The organism is Paractinoplanes durhamensis (assembly GCF_016862175.1).
GTDB lineage: Bacteria > Actinomycetota > Actinomycetes > Mycobacteriales > Micromonosporaceae > Actinoplanes > Actinoplanes durhamensis.
This window is the reverse complement of record NZ_BOML01000030.1, coordinates 83,849-101,191: the sequence shown is the minus strand read 5'-3', so window position 1 is coordinate 101,191 and position 17,343 is coordinate 83,849. Positions and strand designations below refer to the sequence as shown.

General features: G+C 70.9%; 21 protein-coding genes and 1 riboswitch. Of the genes, 17 read left to right on the top strand and 4 right to left on the bottom strand.

The window, feature by feature from the left end; translation table 11 throughout:
- The 4 genes from Adu01nite_RS17805 to Adu01nite_RS17790 form a co-directional block, all read left to right on the top strand.
- Positions 1–470: hypothetical protein (locus Adu01nite_RS17805; RefSeq protein ID WP_203728002.1), on the top strand; the 470-nt coding region annotated here is incomplete at its 5' end.
- 33 nt (positions 471–503) lie between these two features.
- Complete coding sequence (locus tag Adu01nite_RS17800; protein WP_203728001.1) at positions 504–851, top strand: MmcQ/YjbR family DNA-binding protein; 348 nt, start codon at positions 504–506, stop codon at positions 849–851.
- A gap of 124 nt (positions 852–975) precedes the next feature.
- A complete protein-coding gene (locus tag Adu01nite_RS17795; RefSeq protein ID WP_203728000.1) occupies positions 976–1,536 on the top strand; it encodes a DUF3558 family protein in 561 nt (186 codons plus the stop codon).
- 127 nt (positions 1,537–1,663) lie between these two features.
- On the top strand, positions 1,664–1,972 hold the full coding sequence (locus tag Adu01nite_RS17790) for a VOC family protein (protein WP_239132490.1): 309 nt from the start codon (positions 1,664–1,666) through the stop codon (positions 1,970–1,972).
- Here Adu01nite_RS17790 and Adu01nite_RS17785 read toward each other — a convergent pair.
- Entirely contained in the window at positions 1,956–2,495 is a 540-nt protein-coding gene (locus Adu01nite_RS17785; RefSeq protein ID WP_203727999.1) for a TIGR03086 family metal-binding protein, read from the bottom strand. The genes Adu01nite_RS17790 and Adu01nite_RS17785 overlap by 17 nt on opposite strands.
- A gap of 46 nt (positions 2,496–2,541) precedes the next feature.
- On the opposite strand from Adu01nite_RS17785, the gene Adu01nite_RS17780 reads away from it, so the two are divergent.
- Positions 2,542–2,943, top strand: coding sequence for a MarR family winged helix-turn-helix transcriptional regulator (locus Adu01nite_RS17780; RefSeq protein WP_239132489.1), 402 nt, complete (start codon positions 2,542–2,544; stop codon positions 2,941–2,943).
- Here Adu01nite_RS17780 and rnhA read toward each other — a convergent pair.
- Positions 2,926–3,378 (bottom strand): ribonuclease HI, encoded by a 453-nt coding sequence (rnhA, locus tag Adu01nite_RS17775; RefSeq protein ID WP_203727997.1) that lies wholly within the window; start codon positions 3,376–3,378, stop codon positions 2,926–2,928. The genes Adu01nite_RS17780 and rnhA overlap by 18 nt on opposite strands.
- A gap of 98 nt (positions 3,379–3,476) precedes the next feature.
- Here rnhA and Adu01nite_RS17770 point away from each other — a divergent pair, with 98 nt between their 5' ends.
- From Adu01nite_RS17770 to Adu01nite_RS17745, 6 genes are all read left to right on the top strand, one after another.
- On the top strand, positions 3,477–4,397 hold the full coding sequence (locus Adu01nite_RS17770) for an ABC transporter ATP-binding protein (protein WP_203727996.1): 921 nt from the start codon (positions 3,477–3,479) through the stop codon (positions 4,395–4,397).
- Positions 4,394–5,143, top strand: coding sequence for an ABC transporter permease (locus Adu01nite_RS17765; protein ID WP_239132488.1), 750 nt, complete (start codon positions 4,394–4,396; stop codon positions 5,141–5,143). Before Adu01nite_RS17770 ends, Adu01nite_RS17765 begins: the two co-directional genes overlap by 4 nt.
- A 94-nt stretch (positions 5,144–5,237) precedes the next feature.
- Positions 5,238–6,074, top strand: a complete 837-nt coding sequence (locus tag Adu01nite_RS17760) for an ABC transporter ATP-binding protein (RefSeq protein ID WP_203727995.1) — start codon at positions 5,238–5,240, stop codon at positions 6,072–6,074.
- Complete coding sequence (locus Adu01nite_RS17755) at positions 6,071–6,886, top strand: ABC transporter permease (RefSeq protein WP_203727994.1); 816 nt, start codon at positions 6,071–6,073, stop codon at positions 6,884–6,886. The genes Adu01nite_RS17760 and Adu01nite_RS17755 overlap by 4 nt, the downstream gene beginning before the upstream one ends.
- Positions 6,883–8,025, top strand: coding sequence for a sensor histidine kinase (locus Adu01nite_RS17750; protein WP_239132487.1), 1,143 nt, complete (start codon positions 6,883–6,885; stop codon positions 8,023–8,025). The genes Adu01nite_RS17755 and Adu01nite_RS17750 overlap by 4 nt, the downstream gene beginning before the upstream one ends.
- The gene (locus Adu01nite_RS17745; protein WP_203727992.1) at positions 8,022–8,639 is read left to right on the top strand and encodes a response regulator; all 618 of its coding nucleotides are present in this window, start codon (positions 8,022–8,024) and stop codon (positions 8,637–8,639) included. Before Adu01nite_RS17750 ends, Adu01nite_RS17745 begins: the two co-directional genes overlap by 4 nt.
- 7 nt (positions 8,640–8,646) lie before the next feature.
- On the opposite strand, the gene Adu01nite_RS17740 is transcribed toward Adu01nite_RS17745, so the two are convergent.
- Positions 8,647–9,495 carry an alpha/beta hydrolase gene (locus tag Adu01nite_RS17740; RefSeq protein ID WP_203727991.1) on the bottom strand — a complete coding sequence of 283 codons (849 nt, stop codon included), beginning with the start codon at positions 9,493–9,495 and terminating at the stop codon, positions 8,647–8,649.
- 153 nt (positions 9,496–9,648) lie between these two features.
- Positions 9,649–9,924 carry a hypothetical protein gene (locus tag Adu01nite_RS17735; RefSeq protein WP_203727990.1) on the bottom strand — a complete coding sequence of 92 codons (276 nt, stop codon included), beginning with the start codon at positions 9,922–9,924 and terminating at the stop codon, positions 9,649–9,651.
- A gap of 17 nt (positions 9,925–9,941) precedes the next feature.
- On the opposite strand from Adu01nite_RS17735, the gene Adu01nite_RS17730 reads away from it, so the two are divergent.
- From Adu01nite_RS17730 to Adu01nite_RS17705, 6 genes are all read left to right on the top strand, one after another.
- Positions 9,942–10,856, top strand: coding sequence for an FAD:protein FMN transferase (locus tag Adu01nite_RS17730; protein ID WP_203727989.1), 915 nt, complete (start codon positions 9,942–9,944; stop codon positions 10,854–10,856).
- Entirely contained in the window at positions 10,853–11,455 is a 603-nt protein-coding gene (locus Adu01nite_RS17725) for a ferric reductase-like transmembrane domain-containing protein (protein ID WP_239132486.1), read from the top strand. Before Adu01nite_RS17730 ends, Adu01nite_RS17725 begins: the two co-directional genes overlap by 4 nt.
- Complete coding sequence (locus Adu01nite_RS17720) at positions 11,452–12,672, top strand: NADH-ubiquinone oxidoreductase-F iron-sulfur binding region domain-containing protein (RefSeq protein WP_203727987.1); 1,221 nt, start codon at positions 11,452–11,454, stop codon at positions 12,670–12,672. Before Adu01nite_RS17725 ends, Adu01nite_RS17720 begins: the two co-directional genes overlap by 4 nt.
- A complete protein-coding gene (locus tag Adu01nite_RS17715; RefSeq protein ID WP_203727986.1) occupies positions 12,669–12,869 on the top strand; it encodes a ferredoxin in 201 nt (66 codons plus the stop codon). The genes Adu01nite_RS17720 and Adu01nite_RS17715 overlap by 4 nt, the downstream gene beginning before the upstream one ends.
- Before the next feature lie 13 nt (positions 12,870–12,882).
- Complete coding sequence (locus Adu01nite_RS17710; protein WP_203727985.1) at positions 12,883–14,094, top strand: hypothetical protein; 1,212 nt, start codon at positions 12,883–12,885, stop codon at positions 14,092–14,094.
- Between the two features lie 222 nt (positions 14,095–14,316).
- Positions 14,317–14,395, top strand: a riboswitch (cyclic di-GMP riboswitch).
- A gap of 14 nt (positions 14,396–14,409) precedes the next feature.
- The gene (locus tag Adu01nite_RS17705) at positions 14,410–17,322 is read left to right on the top strand and encodes a Calx-beta domain-containing protein (protein WP_203727984.1); all 2,913 of its coding nucleotides are present in this window, start codon (positions 14,410–14,412) and stop codon (positions 17,320–17,322) included.
- Positions 17,323–17,343: the final 21 nt, after the last annotated feature.

Sequence of the window (17,343 nt, the reverse complement as noted above, 5' to 3'; positions counted from 1 at the left end):
TCGACGAAGGCACGCCGGTCGACGAAGGTGAGACCGAAGCGAGTTCGCTCGGGTTTCCCGTGCCGCCGCCGCCCTCGCCGCGGGTGGTGGCCGAGCCCAGCGCCGTGGGCGGGGTGGTCTACCGGGTGTTCCCGGATCCGAGCCGGGCCCGCGACGCCGCGCCGCCGGATGCCGTGCAGCCGGATGAGGCGCCGCAGGAGGTCGCGCCGACGGCGGGCGAGAGAGGCCACCGGCGGATGCCCGCACCGTTCGGGCCGAGCCGGATGCCGCGGGAATCGCCGGAACCGGCCGCGTCGGCCACCGAGGACACCGAGTCCACCGGCCGGCACGGTGTGCCGGACGAGTTGGTGCAGGCCACCACCTATCGGCTCCCGCCCGACCGGGTGTTCCGGGCGAAGGTGCCGGACTCGGTCGCGCTGCCCGACGAACCCACCACCCGGCTCTCGGTGCCGAAGCCGCGGCAGTCCTGAAAACTGTCATACCCCCGGCGTACGTTTCGCGGCATGGTTACCGTCGATGACGTGCGCCGGGTGTGTCGCGATCTGCCGCGCAGCTCGGAGCATCTGATCCACGATCGGGTCAAATTCCGGGTCGGAAAGATCGTCTATGTGGCGTTCTCGCGGGACGAGACGGTCATGGGGTTCGGTTTCCCGAAGGAGGAGCGGGCCGCTCTGGTCGCCGCCGAGCCGCGCCTGTTCCACCTGCCGCGCGAGTCCGACCTGCGGTTCCACTGGGTGCAGGCCTGGCTGTCCGAGCTGGACGATGAGCGGATGACCGAGTCGGTGCTGGACGCCTGGCGCATGGTTGTGCCCAAAAAGGTGTGGTCGTCATACCTTCCGCGCTTGGCATAGCGATTCCGAACGGGGGATCTTCTCCCGCCAACGTGTCAACTAACCCGTTCGGTCATTGGCGTGGCCCCGGCAACCGGCGAACCTGATCGAACGCAGTTCCGGGCAGTCACTCCCAGGGGAGAAGATGAAGCGCCTCAGCGCCCTCGCCGTTGTCTCGTTCACCGCCGTCGCCGCCCTCAGCGGCTGCGGCATTCTCGACAGCAAGACCAACGGCAACTCCGCGGCCGCCCAGGGTGCCGCTCAGCCGACGCCGACCGGCGCGGCCGAGCCGACGCCGACCGGCACGGCGGTGAGCGGCACCGGCTCGGCGAAGGACGCCGGTGATCTGCCCGACCCGTGCACGCTGCTCAGCAAGGCTGAGGTGGTCGACCTGACCGGCCGCGAGGTCACCCAGATCGACAAGGACGACGCCGAGCCGGGCACCGCCACCCGCTTCTGCCAGTGGCAGCAGGAGAGCGGCCAGCTGGCGCTGTTCATCTCGCGCACCACCGAGGACGAGTTCAAGACCACGATCGCCGACGCCAAGCCGGTCGACGGGGTCGGCGAGGACGCGTTCGAGCTGGCCGGGCACCTTTACGTGCTCTACGGCACGGCGCAGATCGACGTCTACTCCCGCGGCGCCTCGGACGAGCAGAACCTGACCGACGCCACCGAGGTGACCAAGGCCGTCATGCCGCGAATCTGACCGCCGCGGCGCGGACCTCGGCGACGAACCGGGCGGGCTGCTCGAAGGCGGCGAAGTGGCCGCCCCGGGGTGGCTCGTTCCAGTAGCGGATGTCCGGGAAGCGGTGCTGCGCCCAGCGGCGGGACGGGTGCGGGAGGACGTACTCGGCGTGGAAGTGATGTTCGAGTCGCCGGCGTTCGTGGCCCTCAAGGGCGCCGGCGTGCTGCTGACCATCCAGGAGGTGCCGGACCTGCCACCGGTCAGCTGGCCGGACGGCCCGATCCCCAAGCAGATGCACCTGGAGCCGGCGGTCGACGACCTGGACGCGGCCGAGACCGCGATGCTGGCGGCCGGCGCGCGCAGGGCGGGCGTGCAGCCGTCGCCGGAGCGCTGGCGGGTGCTGCTCGACCCGGCCGGTCACCCGTTCTGCATCACGACGCTCATGCCGGCAACTTGATCGCCGGGTCGCGGCCGAGGCGCAGCAGGATCTCGTCGAGCGGTGCGGTGCCGGGCGGGACCGCCAGGGCCGGCGCGAACGCGGGGCTGCCGCCGCTGGGCACGGCCCAGGCGATCGGCAGGGTGAGCGCGAGGATGTCCGGGTCGACGGCGTAGGGCACGCCGAGCGACACCGCCACGTCCCAGCCGTGCACGACGTAGTCGACCAGGTGGAACCCGATCGCCACCCGGCCGGGGAACGCCGACGGGAACTCGGGCAGCCGGAACGGCCGGTCCAGCACCCCGGGCTCGGCGAAGGCGCGCAGAACGAGGGCGGCGGCGGCCGGATACGACAATTCGTCCGCAACCGGGCCGCCCTGGGCGGCTGCGGCGAAAATGCCATGCTGTTCCGTCATGTGCGTGACCAGCGCGCCCAGGTCCCACCCGGCGCAGGGGGTGGGCAGGGACTGATCGGTGACCTGCGCGACCAGGTCGACGGTGGCCGTGACGGCGGCCGCGTCGGCTCTTACCAAATCAATAGGCATGCGCTTATCGTCTGCGAGCGCTTACGATTTTGCAAGGGGTGCGGCGATGGAGACCGAGCGGCCCGATCTGGGCGCGATGGTGATGCGGCTGGGGCGCCGCCTGATCGCCATGGAGGAGCCGATCCTGGCCCGGCACGGCGTGACCATGTGGGCCTACGTCGTGCTGACCGGGCTGCGCGACAGCCCGACGCGCACCCAGGCCGCGCTCGCCCAGAGCATCGGCGCGGACAAGACCCGGCTCATCCCGATCCTCGACGACCTGCAGAAACGCGGCCTCATCGAGCGGGAGCCGGACCCGGCCGACCGGCGGGCGCGGCTGCTCGGCCTCACCGCCGCCGGCACCGAGCTGCATCGCGCGATCCAGGCGGAGATCCGGGTGGCGGAGGCCGGGTTGTTGAAAGACGTGGACGGGGATGCTTTCGTCGCCGCGTTACGAGCCCTGAGCTAACGCCTCCTGCAGGCCCCGGGCGGCGAGCCGGTCGGCCCGCTCGTTCTCCGGGTGGCCGGCGTGGCCCTTCACCCAGTGCCACTGCACGTCGTGCCGGGCGACCGCGGCCTCCAGCCGCTGCCACAGGTCGACGTTCTTCACCGGCTGCTTGGCCGAGGTCAGCCAGCCGTTCGACTTCCACTTCGGGATCCACTTGGTGATGCCGTCGCGCACGTAGATGCTGTCGGTGTAGAGCAGCACCTTCATCGGCGCCCGGTTCAGCGTCTCGAGGGCGCTGATCGGTGCCTGCAACTCCATCCGGTTGTTCGTGGTCTGCGAAGCCGTACCGCCGCAGAGATCTTTTTCCCGGGCGCCGTAGCGAAGGACGGCACCCCAGCCACCAGGGCCGGGGTTGGGGATGCAGGCCCCATCGGTGTAGATCTCCACCACGCTCATGCCTGCACCCTACCGACGGGCGAGAGTGAGGTCGGCCATGCCGGGGCGGGGGGTCGGCGGCCGGCACGTAAAGTAGCCGGGGCGGAAGGGGTCGGTAGGTGACTGACGGCGCGGTCGAGGTACGGGACGTCGTCGTGCGCTACGGCGCCACGACCGCCGTCGACGGGGTGTCACTCGGCGTGCCCCGCGGCCGCGTCCTGGCGCTGCTCGGGCACAACGGCGCCGGCAAGACGAGCCTGCTGCAGGTGTGCGAGGGCTTCCGGGCGGCCGACGGCGGCGAGTGCCGGGTACTGGGCCTCGACCCGATCGCCGACCACGACGCGCTGATGCCCCGGCTGGGCATCATGCTGCAGTCCGGCGGCGTCTACCCGTGGGCGACGGCCGGCGAGATCCTCCGCCTGTTCGCCTCGTTCTCGGCCAACCCGCTGAGCCCCGACATGCTGATCGACCGCCTCGGCCTGCGGAAATTCGAGCGCACCCGGTTCCGCCGGCTGTCCGGCGGCGAGCAGCAGCGGCTCAGTCTGGCGATCGCCCTGGTCGGCCGGCCCGAGCTGGTCTTCCTCGACGAGCCGACCGCGGGCATGGACACCGAGTCCCGGCACACCACCTGGCAGTTGATCGAGGAGCTGCGCAGCGACGGCGTCTCGGTCCTGCTCACCACGCACCTGCTGGACGAGGCGGAACGGCTCGCCGACGACGTGGTGATCATGCGGGAAGGCCGCGTCGCGGCCACCGGAACCCCCGCGGAACTCACGGCCGCGGCGGGCATCGACCTTTTGGAGGTACGCGCGGACGCCGGACTCCAACCGCAGAGCACGCAGTTCGCGGCGGTGGAGAAAACCCCGGGTGAATATGTCATCACCGGCAACCTGGACGCGGCCGCGATCGCCGAGGCGATCGCCTGGTTCGCGAAGGCCGGCGCCCAGGTCACCGCGGTCAACACCCGCCGGCGCACGCTCGAGGACGTCTACCTGGCGCTGACCGCCGACGCGACGCGGAAGGCAGGAGCGGCCCGATGAGCACCGGCACCTTCACCCCGGCACCGGCCCGCGCGCCGATGCGCGCGATCCTGCGCAGCCAGATCCGGATGGAGCTGGTGCTGACCGCCCGCCGCGGCGAGGCGGTGGTGCTGGCCATGGGCGTGCCGCTGCTGGTGCTGCTCGGCGCCGGTCTCACCGACGTGACGACGGTGCCCGGCGACGACCGGCTGGCGTTCGTCGTTCCCGGCGTGCTCGCGCTGACCGTGATGTCGACCGCGTTCACCGGCCAGGCGATCACCACCGGCTACGAACGCAGCTACGGCGTTCTCAAACGACTCGGCGCGTCCCCGCTGACCCGACCCGGCCTGCTGCTGGCCAAGACCGCCGCGGTGCTCGCCCTGATCGTGGTGCAGCTGCTGGTGCTGGCCGGGGTCGGCGCCGCGGTCGGCTGGCGCCCGGACGCCGGCCAACTGCTGCCGGCGCTCGGCGTGACGGTGCTGGCCACCGCCGCCTACAGCGGGCTGGCGCTGCTGCTGGCCAGCGTGCTCAAACCGGAGACGACAACCGGCGCGGCCACCCTGATCTACGTGCTGATGCTGGCGGCCGGCGGGATCATGTTCACCACCCCGGACGTGGCGGTGGTGCTGCCGCTGGCCGCGCACGCCGAAGCGCTGCGGGCCACGCTCTCGCACGGCACCGGCGTGCCCGCCGCCGACTGGCTCAGCCTCGCGGCGTGGGCGGTCGTGTGTGTCACCGCGGCCGTCAAGAAGATGCGCTGGGAGTAAGCCTGCGCACGTGACTGTCCACCGGACGACGGACAACCGCTGACGGTCTTCCGGGCCTATCGGCGAGGCCCCGGCGAGCAGCACGATTACCGGCATGAACGCCATTGAAGTCAGAGGACTGCGCAAGACGTACCGGGGGCACGACGCGGTGCGCGGCATCGACCTCAGTGTCGCCCGCGGTGAGGTGTTCGCGCTGCTCGGCCCGAACGGTGCGGGCAAGACCACGACCGTCGAGATCCTGGAGGGCCACCGCCCCCGCAGCGGCGGCGAGGCCCAGGTGCTCGGCGAGGACCCGGGGACGGCCGGCCGGGTCTGGCGGTCCCGGATCGGCGTGGTGCTGCAGGACGCCGACGACGCCGCCGACCTGACCGTCACCGAGATGGTGCGGCACGTGGCCGGCTTCTATCCTGACCCGCGACCGGCCGCCGAGGTGATCGACCTGGTCGGACTGACCGAGAAGAGCACGAGCAAGATCCGGGCGCTCTCCGGCGGGCAGCGCCGCCGGGTGGACGTGGCGCTCGGCATCGTCGGTCGGCCCGAGCTGCTCTTCCTGGACGAGCCGACCACCGGGTTCGATCCCGCCGCCCGCCGCCAGTTCTGGGACCTGATCCGGGCGCTGGCCACCGACGGCACCACGATCCTGCTGACCACGCACTACCTGGAGGAGGCGGAGGCGCTCGCCGACCGCCTCGCGGTGCTGTCCGAGGGCGTGATCGTGGCCGAGGGCACGCCCGCCACGCTCGGCGGCCGGTCGGCGGCCGGCGCGAAGGTGAGCTGGCGCGACGGGGGCGTTCAGCACACCGAGCAGGTCGCCGACCCGACCGAGTTGCTCCGCAAGCTGATCGCGGCCGACACCGACCTGACCACGCTGACGATCACCCGCCCGACCCTCGAGGACACCTACCTCGCCCTGATCGGAGACCACCGATGACCGTCGCCGCCGCTGTCCTGCCCGGCACCTTCACCAACGGCGTCGCCCGCGGCAAGGTCGAGATCCTCCAGTTCATCCGCGACCGCACCGCGGTGGTGTTCACCTTCGCGTTCCCGGCCATGCTGTTGCTGCTGTTCGGCACGATCTTCGGGGACAGCTACGACGACACCGGGGTCAGCGTCGCGCAGGTCTACACGGCCAGCATGATCGCCTACGGCGCCCTGAACACCGGGTTCATCACGATGGGGTCGGGGCTCGCGCTCGACCGTGAGGACGGGACGCTCAAGCGGCTTCGCGGTACGCCGATCACCTCCACGGCGTACCTCATCGGGAAGTTGATCCTGGTCTTTGTCCTCAGCGTCGCCGAGGTGGCCATGCTGCTCCTGGTCGGCGTCCTGGTCTACGACATGCCGCTGCCGGACGCATCGCACTGGCTCACGTTCGTCTGGCTGTTCCTGCTCTCGGTGATCGTGTGCACGCTCTGCGGTGTGGCGGTCAGCGCGATCGTCAAGCACGCCCGCTCGGCCGGCGCGATCCTGAACGTCCCGGTGGTGGCGCTGCAGTTCGTCTCCGGCGTCTTCATCCACCCCATCACCCAGCTGCCGACCTGGCTGATCACGGTGGCGTCGTTCTTCCCGGTGAAGTGGATGAGCCAGGGTTTCCGTTACGTCTTCCTGCCCGACTCGATGAAGCAGTACGAAGCCGCCGGTCAATGGGAACTCGGGCGCACGGCCTTGGTGCTCGGCGCGTGGTGTGTGATCGGATTGGTGCTGTGCCTGACGACCTTCCGCTGGACCGAGAAAGATCGGTGAGCACCGAGGAGGCGCATGTCCGCTACGTGCGGTGGTGGGATGCGTTCTTCGTCGGGGTCACCGTGATCATCGGGAGCGCGGTCTTCTTCGGATCCGATGACGCCCGGTGGCGCCGGCTGGTCACGGCCGGCGCCCTCGGCGCGATGATCGTGCTGCATCTCACGGTCGGCCGCCGGCTGGTCCGGCGCGGTGCCGAGGACTACGCCGCGATGGCCGTGCTGCTCGTGCAGCTGACGCTGTTCACCCTGACGGTGGCGGTGGCCCCGTTCACCACCTGGCTCCTCTTTGCGGTGATCCCGCTGATCTTCCAGCTCGCCTCGATCCGGCCGGCCATCGCCCTGGTCGTGGTCGCCACCCTGATCACCCCGGCGGTCGACCTGTTCCGGTCCCCGGAAAACTTCGTGATGGACCTGATCATCGCGCTGATCTCGGCGGTCGCCGGCATCTGGCTCGGCTTCTGGATCATCCGGGTGATCGAGCAGAGCGTCGAGCGCGGTGAGCTGATCGCCGAGCTCGAGGCCTCCCGGGCCGAGGTGTCCCGGTTGTCGCACGAGGCCGGGGTGCTGGCCGAACGCGCCCGCCTGGCCGGCGAGATCCACGACACCCTCGCCCAGGGCTTCACCAGCATCATCACGCTTCTGCAGGCCGCCGACCCGGCGCTGCGCGACGAGCGACTGGCCCTCGCGGTGCGCACCGCGAAGGAAAACCTGGCCGAGTCGCGGGCCCTGGTGGCGGCGCTGGCGCCGGCCGCGCTGACCCAGGGCGCACTGCCGGATTCGGTACGCCGCCAGGCGACCCGCTTCACCGAGGAGACCGGCACCCCGGCGACCGTGCGCGTGACCGGGGACGAGCGGGCGCTGCCGACCGCGGTCGAGGTGGTGCTGCTGCGGGCCGCGCAGGAGGCGCTCACCAACGTCCGCCGGCACGCCGCCGCGCAGGAGACCGCCATCCTGCTCGCCTACGCCCCGGAGTCGGTGCGGCTGGTCGTGCGCGACGACGGGCGCGGCTTCGACCCGGCCGCCGCCGACGGTTTCGGCCTGAACGGCATGCGGGCCCGCGCCGACCAGGTGCGCGGAGCCCTTACCGTGCACAGCGACCCGGACACGGGCACGACGATCGAGCTGGAGGTGCCGGCGTGATCCGCATCCTGCTGGTGGACGACCACCCGGTGGTGCGGCACGGGCTGCGCGGCATGCTCGACGCCGAGCCGGACCTGTCGGTGGTGGGGGAGGCCGGTTCCGGTGACGCCGGGATCGCGCTGGCCGCGGCCGAGCGGCCGGACATCGTGCTGATGGACCTGCGCATGCCGGACGGCGACGGCGTCTCGGCCACCGAGCGGATCCTGGCCACCGTGCCCGGGGTGCGGGTGATGGTGCTGACCACCTACGAGTCCGATCGCGACATCCTGCGCGCCATCGAGGCCGGGGCCTGCGGTTACCTGCTGAAGGACGCGTCGCCGCAGGAGCTGGCGGACGCGGTGCGCGCGGCCGCCCGCGGCGAGACCGTGCTGGCGCCGAGCGTGGCGTCCACTCTGGTGCGTCAGGTGCGCCAACCGGCCCCGCCCGCCCTGTCGGCGCGCGAGGCCGAGGTGCTGCGCCTGGTCGGGCAGGGCCTCACCAACGCCGACATCGGCAAGCGGCTGTTCATCGCCGAGGCCACCGTGAAGACGCACCTGCTGCGCGCGTTCACCAAGCTGGACGTGGCCGACCGCACCGCCGCGGTGACCACGGCGATGCGGCACGGCCTGTTGTAGTTGAGCCCTACCGCTCGGCGAAGCGCTGGACGAACGCCAGCGACGTGTTGGCGACCTCGAGCCAGCCGCTGTCGATGGTCAGCGAGTGCCCCCGGCCGGGGATCTCCGCGTACTCCGTGATGCCGCTGTTCTTCTGCTGGATCTTGTAGTTGAACTCGGTGATCGCGGTCGGCACGGTGTGGTCCTTCTCGCCGCCGATGATCAGCAGCGGCCCGCGGTACGCGTTGTCGTGGTCGACCTTGACCTCGGACCACGGGTTGAAGTTGGCCACCGCCGCCTGGAACAGCGGTGCACCGGGGGCGGCCACCGCGTACTCCTCGAACAGCTGGTGCGCCTCGTCCTCGCTGACGGCGTTGGCGAACGCGTAGCGGAACTGCTCGTAGGTCAGCGGGATCGCCTTGTGGTAATTGGTCGGGTTGGCCAGCACCGGCGAGGCCGAACGCAGCGCCGAGACCGGCAGCGGCAGCACGCCCTGGAAGGGCGCCGCGTCGATCGCGACGGTCACGGTGGCCAGGCCCTTGCCGGCGAGGATCTGGGCGAGCAGGCCGCCGAACGAGTGGCCGACGATCGCGGGCTGCTTGTCGAGCTTGCCGATGATCTCGGCGTAGTGGTCGGCGACCTGGCCGACGGTCTTGCCGGCGAACACCTCGGGGTGAGCCTTGGCCTCCTCGACCGTCTCCGGGTCGTCCGGCCAGCCGGGCGTGATCGGCGCGTAGCCGGCCGCCTTGAACACCTCGGCCCAGCGGTCCCAGCTGCTCGGCAGCAGCCACAGGCCGTGGATGAAGACCACCGGGGTGAGCCCGCTCGCGTTGACCGCGGCGATGTCGTCGAGAGTGTGCTGCGGAATGTCGGTCATCGTTCCCCCTGCTGCGTTGGGTGTCGCCGTTCAACCTAGGGAGTCGGACACCGGCCTCGATACCGTCGTTTTGCTTAACTTTGGCCTTCACAGGAAGTGCGAAGGATCCGCACAGCTCAGGGCGAGTCCCGTCGCGCACTCTTTGTTGAGTCATCAACGAAGGGGGAGCGCGCAGATGAAGCGGGAAAGCGGACTGCGGCGAACGTCGTTGCTCACCGGTGCCCTGATCGCGGCCAGCCTGGCGGGAACCGTCGGCATCGGGGTGGCCGCGCACGCATCCGACCAGACTTCCGAAAGCTCATCGACGAGCACGACCACCACGACCGACTCCACCGATTCGAGCAGCAGCAGCAGCTCGTCGAACGACTCGCCGACGCTCTCGGGCGGAAGCAGCAGCGACAGCAGCAGCAGTAGCAGCAGCGGCGCCACCTCGGGAGGGTCGTGACATGCCACTCGTCGAGACATTGCCGATCGGCGCGGACACCGCGCAGTGGTCCGTCTGGGGCACGGTCGCCCGGATCGTGGTCACCGACCCGGCCCGGATCGCCGAGGCGGCCGCCCTGGTCAAGACGGAGCTGGACGCGGTCGACGCGGCCTGCAGCCGGTTCCGGGAGGATTCCGAGCTGCGCTACGTCTGCCGAGCCGGCGGCCGTCCGGTCATCGTCAGCCCACTGCTCGCCCACCTGGTCGCGTCGGCCCTCGACGCGGCCCGGGAGACCGACGGCGCGGTCGACCCGACCGTCGGCGGTGCGCTGTGCGGGCTCGGCTACGACCGCGACTTCGCCGAGCTGACCGGCCGGGAGGTGGCCCCCGCGGTGCGGGTCTTCGCCACCCCCGACTGGCACGCGGTGAAACTGTCCGTCCGCGAGCTGACCGTCCCCGACGGGGTGCTGCTCGACCTGGGCGCCACCGCCAAGGCGGTGGCCGCCGACCGGGCCGCCGCGCAGGTCGCCGACCAGCTCGGCGTGGGCGTGCTGGTCGCGCTGGGCGGGGACATCGCCACCGCCGGGATCGCGCCGGCCGGCGGCTGGGACATCCTGGTGCAGGACCGGCCCGGTGACCCGGCCGACACGATCCGGCTGCCGGCCGGGGCGGCCCTGGCCACCTCGAGCACGGCCGGGCGCACCTGGGGCCGACCGGGCGAGCAGCTGCACCACATCGTCGACCCGGCCACCGGCCGGCCCGCGGTGCCGGTGTGGCGCACGGTATCGGTGGCCGCCTACAGCTGCCTGCGGGCCAACATGCTCAGCACGGCCGCGATCGTCCGCGGCCACGCCGCCCCCGACCTGCTCGGCAAGGCCCCGAGCCGATTGGTCACGCCGTCCTTGGACGTGCTGCGGCTGGGCGGGTGGCCCGCATGACCGAGGCGCTCTGGTATTTCGCGCGCGGCAGCGGGGTCATCTCGCTGGTGCTGCTCACCGTCGTGGTGGCGCTCGGCATCGGCTCCCGCTCCGGCAAACCGGCGTTCGGGCTGCCCCGGTTCGCGGTCAGCATGCTGCACCGCAACGCGGCCCTGCTGGCGGTCGTCTTCCTGGCCGGCCACATCGTCAGCCTGCTCTTCGACCCGTACGCCCAGCTGCGGCTCGTCGACTTCGTGCTGCCGTTCGTGGGCAACTACCGGCCGTTCTGGCAGGGGCTCGGCACGCTCGGCTTCGACCTGATGATCGCGATCGTCGTCACCAGCCTGCTGCGGAACCGGATCGGCGCCCGCGCCTGGCGGGCCGTGCACTGGCTCGCCTACCTGAGCTGGCCGATCGCGCTCGCACACGGCCTCGGCACCGGCTCCGACAACGGCACGTGGTGGCTGTGGGCCATCTCGATCGCCTGCACCGCCGTCGTGGTGGTGGCCGTCGGATGGCGGCTGTCCACCGGCTTCAGCCGATTCCCGGCCCGCGCCGACCGCGAGGTCGCCGCGCGTCTGAGGCAGCCCGAAGCCAAGCAGTTGGAGGAGGTCCGATGACCAGCGTCGCCGAAGCACCCACCGGCCGGGTGGAACAGCGGCTGCTCGACGGGGAGGTCGGGCTCGACGCCCACCTGGCCCGGCACGGGCGGCTGCCGATCCTGGACAGCAGCCAGATCATCGGGATGGCCCGCGACGCCGGGCTGACCGGCCGCGGCGGGGCGGGTTTCCCGGTGTGGCGCAAGCTCAGCGCGGTCGCCCAGGCCGGCGGGGCCGCGGTGGTGGTGGCCAACGCGGCCGAGGGCGAGCCGGCCAGCCGGAAGGACCGTGCTCTCCTGGCGTACCAGCCGAACCTGGTCCTCGACGGCCTGCAGCTGGCCGCCGCCGCGACCAGGGCCAAGGCCGCCCATCTCTACGCGCCGAAGGCGGCGTTGCCGGCGCTGCGCCGACTGCTGGTGGCGCGCCGCACCGCCGGGCTCGACCGCCTGGAAGTCACCCTGCACGCCGCGCCGGACGCGTTCGTCTCCGGCGAGGAGTCGGCCGTGGTGTCGGCGATCAACGGGACCGGCGCGGTGCCCGCGGACAAGCGGATCCGGATCATCCAGGCCGGCGTCGGCGGCGCACCGACCCTGGTGCAGAACGTGGAGACCCTCGCCCACCTGGCGCTGATCGCCCGCTACGGCGCGGGCTGGTTCCTGACCGCCGGCACCGCCGACGAGCCGGGCACCTTCCTGGCCACGGTGAGCGGCGCGGTCCGGCGGCCGGGGGTGATCGAGGCCGGCTACGGCGTGCCGCTCGGCGACCTGATCGCGGCGGCCGGCGGCGCCACCATGCCGTTGCAGGCGGTGCTGATCGGCGGCTACCACGGCGGCTGGGTGCCGGCCGATCCGGCGCTGCCGGTGAGCCGGCGGGCGCTCGAACCCTTCGGCGCCTCGCCCGGGGCCGGTGTGGTGGTCGCGTTGCCGGCCAATGCCTGCGGGCTGGGGGAGACCGCCCGGATCGCCGGGTATCTCGCCGACCAGGTGGCCGGGCAGTGCGGGCCGTGCATCAACGGCCTGCCGCGGATGGCCGCCACCCTCGCCGATCTGGCCGCGCGGCGGCCCCGGCCGGGACTGCCGGCCGAGGTGGAACGACTGGCCCGGCTGGTGTCCGGGCGGGGTGCCTGCCGGCATCCGGACGGCACGGCCCGGCTGGTGCTCAGCGCGATGCGGGCTTTCGAGGCGGACGTCGTGGCGCACCTGCACGGGCGCTGCCTGGCGACGGAGGGACACCGATGAGACTGCACATCGACTGGACGGCCTGCGACGGCCGCGGAGTCTGCACCGAGCTCCTGGAGGAGATGCTCACCGAGGACGACTGGGGTTACCCGGTTCTCCGCGACGGGAAGGGCGAAATTCCGCGGGCCCTGGACGGTGCGGCGCGGCGGGCGGTGGATCGCTGCCCCCGGCTCGCCTTGAAGCTGACCCAACAATGAGAAGATCGGGCGGATGGCCCGAGTACTGCGACTTCTGCTGGCGGCGGCGATCAGCGTGGTTGCGCTGGTCGGCGCGGTCCGGCTGATCGCGCCGCCGGACCACACTTCTTCGGTACGCCGTCAGCTGACGTTCCTGCGTTCCGCATTGGAGGATGGCGCCGCTTCCCAAGCGCAGGCCCAATTCCCCGAAGGCTATTTCTTTCTGTACGCCCTTTACGGCCTTTCCCATGTGGATATCGGTGACCTGGACGCGGCCCGCTGGGCACTGAGCCGAATCGACTCGGCCGAGGGTCGCGAACCGTTCGACGCCGGCCTCACCCCGGCCTATGGCGTCTTCTATCGCGGCTGGCTCAACTGGCTGCGCGGCGGCATTCTGCTGCACGAACCGGCCGCCACCCGGGACCCGGCCGAGACCGCCGCCTTCGAGCGTGACTCCGCCGACCTGGCCGCGGCCTTCGACGCGTCACCCACCCCGTTCCTGGCCGCCTATCCCGGGCAGGCGTGGCCGGTCGACTCCACCGTCGCGGTGGCGTCGCTCGCGCTGCACGACAAACTGGTGACGCCCGCCTACGGCCCGACGATCGAGCGCTGGCTGTCCGGGGTGCGGGTCAACCTCGACCCGGCCACCGGTCTCATGCCGCACACCGCCGACGTCGACACGGGCCTGCCCACCGCCGGGGCGCGGGGCACCTCGCAGAGCATCATCCAGCGCTTCCTGCCCGAGATCGATCCGGAGTTCGGCCGCGCGCAGTACCTCCGCTTCCGGGACACCTTCCTGGCCAGGCCGCTCGGGCTGGGGCCGGCGGTGCGGGAGTACCCGCGCGGGACCGACGGGCCGGCCGACGTCGACTCCGGGCCGCTGCCGCTCGGGATCAGCCTGTCGGCGACGGTGGTGACGGTCGGCGCGGCCAAGGTGCAGGGCGACGAGCCGCTCGCCGACGCGCTGGCCAACTTCGGCGAGGTGCTGGGCGTGCCGATCGACACCTGGCACACCCGGCGCTACGCGTTCGGCCTGGTGCCGATCGGGGACGCGTTCCTGGCCTGGTCGAAGAGCGCGCGGCCGTGGGTGGCCACGGCGCCGGCGGCGCCGCCGGCCACGATCTCCGGGTGGTGGCGGCTGCCGTTGCTCACCTTCTTCTTGCTGATGGGTACGGGACCCTGGCTGGTTCGCGCCGGATGGCGTCGAAACAGATCCCGACGATCGAAAATCGCGTTCCGGATTTAATCCGATATCTGGCGACTAGATTACGGACCGGCGCGCGCGGCTCTCCGCGCTCCGAGATGGCCGATCAAGTGACGAACTTGATGGCCTTGGCCCGATTCGCACGGAAAAACGCATTCGGCCGGTAACGGGGCAATAGCCCGGTTAGATTACGGATGGCGCAGCATCCGGCCGGACTTTCACATCTGGCCCACGCTGCTCAGCCCCTTCCGCCCTCGAGTGCGGTACCCGAACAGGCAAACCCGCCGCAAGGCGGGGACGCAAAGCTAGGGGCCTCCCCGCCGGAGGCAGCCCAGCCGCCGAAGGAGAAAGAAAGACATGCGCTATTCAGAAGCCCATGCGGCCAAGAGCGGCTCGGTTCCGTTCGCGCTGCGTGGACCCAAGTCGGTCCGCATGGCCCTGGCCGCCGCGGTTGCCGGCGCGGTGGGCCTAGTCCCCGCCGTAGCAGTCACCACGCCCGCCTACGCGGCTCTCACCGACGTGACCATCACGCCGGCCACCGGGTCTGTCACCGAGGGCGGCGAGCTGGTCTACAACGTCAAGAACGCGAACATGTCGGACGCGGTGAACCTCAAGGTCGAGGTCGTCCCCGACCCGGACTCCATGTCGACCGCGGTGGACAAGAACGACTACACGCTGTCGGCGACGACGCTGTCCGTCCCGAAGAACAGCACCAAGCAGGTCACGCTGCGAGCGGTCGACGACGCGTGGTACGAGCCGACCGAGACCTTCCTGCTGAAGGTGACGGACACGGCGGCGATGGACCCCACCGACCCCGACTCGTACACGACGGCGAAGGGGAAGATCTACGACAACGACAACAAGCCGTCGTACACGCTGACCGTCGCACCGTCGACGGTGAGCGAGAAGAGCACCATGGGCGCGGACGTCACCGCGAAGGTCACCGTGACCCTGAGCGCCAAGTCGGGCGTGGACACGAAGGTCAAGATCGGCACCCAGGACGGCACCGCGAAGGCGCCGGGCGACTACACCGCCATCGACCCGACCGATCCCGACAACACCCTCACCATCATGGCCGGGCAGCTCAGCGCCTCAACGAGCGTCACCGTCATCAGCGACGGTGTGCAGGACACGATGCCGACCGAGATGTTCAAGGTCACCGCCTCGGCCGACAACGCGTCCCCGTCCGACCAGGCGGCGGTCGTGAGCATCGTCGACGCGCAGTCGGCGCCGACCCTCACCCTGACCCAGGCCCCGTCCGGCGGCACGCAGGACGAGGCCAAGGACATCACCTACACGGTCCACGCGTCGAGCATGTCCGAGTCGCCGATCACCGCCCGCTGGGACGTCGTGCCGGTCAAGCCGGCCGAGGGCGACGACCCGGCCATGCCGGGCCAGGACTTCGTCTACCCGTCGTCCCGGACCGTCACCATCCCGGCCGGTGAGGACTCCGCGACGTTCACCATCTCGCTCAGCGACGACGGTCTGAACGAGAACTCCGAGGACTTCGGGGTGCAACTGGTCGCGCCGGTCGGCGCCATCCTCGACGAGAAGAACTCGTGGGTGACCTCGACCATCAAGGACATCAACCTGGAGGACACGCCGCGAGTCAAGATCTCGCCGGCGTCGGTGCCGGAGGGCAACACCGGCAAGTCCGCGAAGACCTTCACCGCGACGCTCTCCCAGAAGTCGGGCCGCAAGGTCACCGTCGACTGGAAGACCATCATCCAGGAGATGGGCACGATGGACCCGCCGGCGACGCCGGGCAAGGACTACATCACCAAGAAGGGCACGCTGGTCTTCCCGGCGGGCACCCTCACCCAGACGTTCACCGTCGAGATCGTCGGCGACACCACGAACGAGGGCCCCGAGGTCTTCTGGCTGGCGCTCGCCAGCGACGACAAGTCCGCCGACTTCACCACCGACACGGACGACGCGATGGTCCCGATCACGATCGACGACGACGACCTGCCGCCGATGGTCATGTTCGACGGCGTCACCATGAAGGAGGGTGAAGCCACCGTCCCGGTCATGCTGCAGGTCAAGCTCAGCAACCCGAGCACGCACGACATCCACTTCGATGTCGCCGGCGACTCGGCGAGCGGTCCCGGCTTCGCCAGCGGCATGTTCGACCCGGACATCCCGGGCAGCGGCGACTACACGCTGCTCGCCAGCGGCGACAAGGCCGTGACGATCCGGGCCGGCCAGACCGTGGGTTACGTCCCGCTGCTGGTCAACGGCGACACCATGTTCGAGCCGGACGAGACCGCGGACATCACCGCCACGATCGACGCCGACGATGCCGACTTCGTCTCGCCGGCCACCCAGTCGAAGACGGCGACGATCAAGCTGCTGAACGACGACAAGGCGCCCACCCTGTGGATCAACGACGTTGACGCCATGGAGGGTGACTCGGTCGACGTCACCGGCACGGTCGACGGCACCGCCGACTCGGACATGAACTTCAACATCTCGTTCGCCGGTGCCTCGTACAAGGGCAGCAAGGCCGCGGACACCAAGGACTTCACCAACCCGGGCGTCCTGACCGCGACCATCCCGGCCGGCACCGAGCCGGGCGACTCGGTCAGCATCGGCAGCGTCAACATCATCGACGACCCCGAGCCCGAGGGTGCCGAGACGATCGGGGTCTCCGGCATGCCGCAGCAGGGCAGCTGGGGCAAGGTCGAGACCGGCTGGATCACCATCGCGCCCAGCGACGGTGGCCAGAACGTCAAGCCGACCCTGACGCTGGCGGCCAACGTGACCGGCGGCATCAACACGCCGATCACCGGTAAGGCCGGCCCGGGTGCCACGGTCGAGCTGTGGGGCGGTCCGATCTCCGCGAAGGAGGGCCCGCTGACCAAGCTGGCCTGGACCATGGCCGACAAGTCCGGGTGGTACAAGTTCACCCGGACGCTGGGCCAGGGCTACCGCTTCAAGGTCGCCTCGGCCGGTGAGATGTCCGAGGAGAAGTGGGTCACCGTCACCCAGGACCCGGTCTTCGTGGCCAGCTCCTCCGCCAAGGGCATGGTGAGCTTCGCGGTTCAGGGCACCCCGCGCGGTGTCGGCCAGACCGTCATCGTCCAGAACTGGGTCGGCGGCAAGTGGGTCAATGCCTGGAAGGGCACCACGGGCAGCGACAACGTCTGGAAGGCGACCGCCAAGGTGGCGTCCGGCTCGGCCATCTCGGTCCGCGCGTTCGTCCAGGGCTTCACGCCGAACGGCATCATGGGTGGCTACAGCGCCACCAAGCGGATCACCATCAAGTGACCTGCGGTAACCAGCACCTCT

Bases quoted from the DNA above. Each gene is read 5' to 3' on its own strand.
- Adu01nite_RS17800 (WP_203728001.1), top strand. From the start codon at position 504: ATGGTTACCGTCGATGACGTGCGCCGGGTGTGTCGCGATCTGCCGCGC.
- Adu01nite_RS17795 (WP_203728000.1), top strand. From the start codon at position 976: ATGAAGCGCCTCAGCGCCCTCGCCGTTGTCTCGTTCACCGCCGTCGCC.
- Adu01nite_RS17785 (WP_203727999.1), bottom strand. From the start codon at position 2,495: ATGCCTATTGATTTGGTAAGAGCCGACGCGGCCGCCGTCACGGCCACC.
- Adu01nite_RS17780 (WP_239132489.1), top strand. From the start codon at position 2,542: ATGGAGACCGAGCGGCCCGATCTGGGCGCGATGGTGATGCGGCTGGGG.
- rnhA (WP_203727997.1), bottom strand. From the start codon at position 3,378: ATGAGCGTGGTGGAGATCTACACCGATGGGGCCTGCATCCCCAACCCC.
- Adu01nite_RS17765 (WP_239132488.1), top strand. From the start codon at position 4,394: ATGAGCACCGGCACCTTCACCCCGGCACCGGCCCGCGCGCCGATGCGC.
- Adu01nite_RS17760 (WP_203727995.1), top strand. From the start codon at position 5,238: ATGAACGCCATTGAAGTCAGAGGACTGCGCAAGACGTACCGGGGGCAC.
- Adu01nite_RS17755 (WP_203727994.1), top strand. From the start codon at position 6,071: ATGACCGTCGCCGCCGCTGTCCTGCCCGGCACCTTCACCAACGGCGTC.
- Adu01nite_RS17740 (WP_203727991.1), bottom strand. From the start codon at position 9,495: ATGACCGACATTCCGCAGCACACTCTCGACGACATCGCCGCGGTCAAC.
- Adu01nite_RS17730 (WP_203727989.1), top strand. From the start codon at position 9,942: ATGCCACTCGTCGAGACATTGCCGATCGGCGCGGACACCGCGCAGTGG.
- Adu01nite_RS17725 (WP_239132486.1), top strand. From the start codon at position 10,853: ATGACCGAGGCGCTCTGGTATTTCGCGCGCGGCAGCGGGGTCATCTCG.
- Adu01nite_RS17720 (WP_203727987.1), top strand. From the start codon at position 11,452: ATGACCAGCGTCGCCGAAGCACCCACCGGCCGGGTGGAACAGCGGCTG.
- Adu01nite_RS17715 (WP_203727986.1), top strand. From the start codon at position 12,669: ATGAGACTGCACATCGACTGGACGGCCTGCGACGGCCGCGGAGTCTGC.
- Adu01nite_RS17710 (WP_203727985.1), top strand. From the start codon at position 12,883: ATGGCCCGAGTACTGCGACTTCTGCTGGCGGCGGCGATCAGCGTGGTT.
- Adu01nite_RS17705 (WP_203727984.1), top strand. From the start codon at position 14,410: ATGCGCTATTCAGAAGCCCATGCGGCCAAGAGCGGCTCGGTTCCGTTC.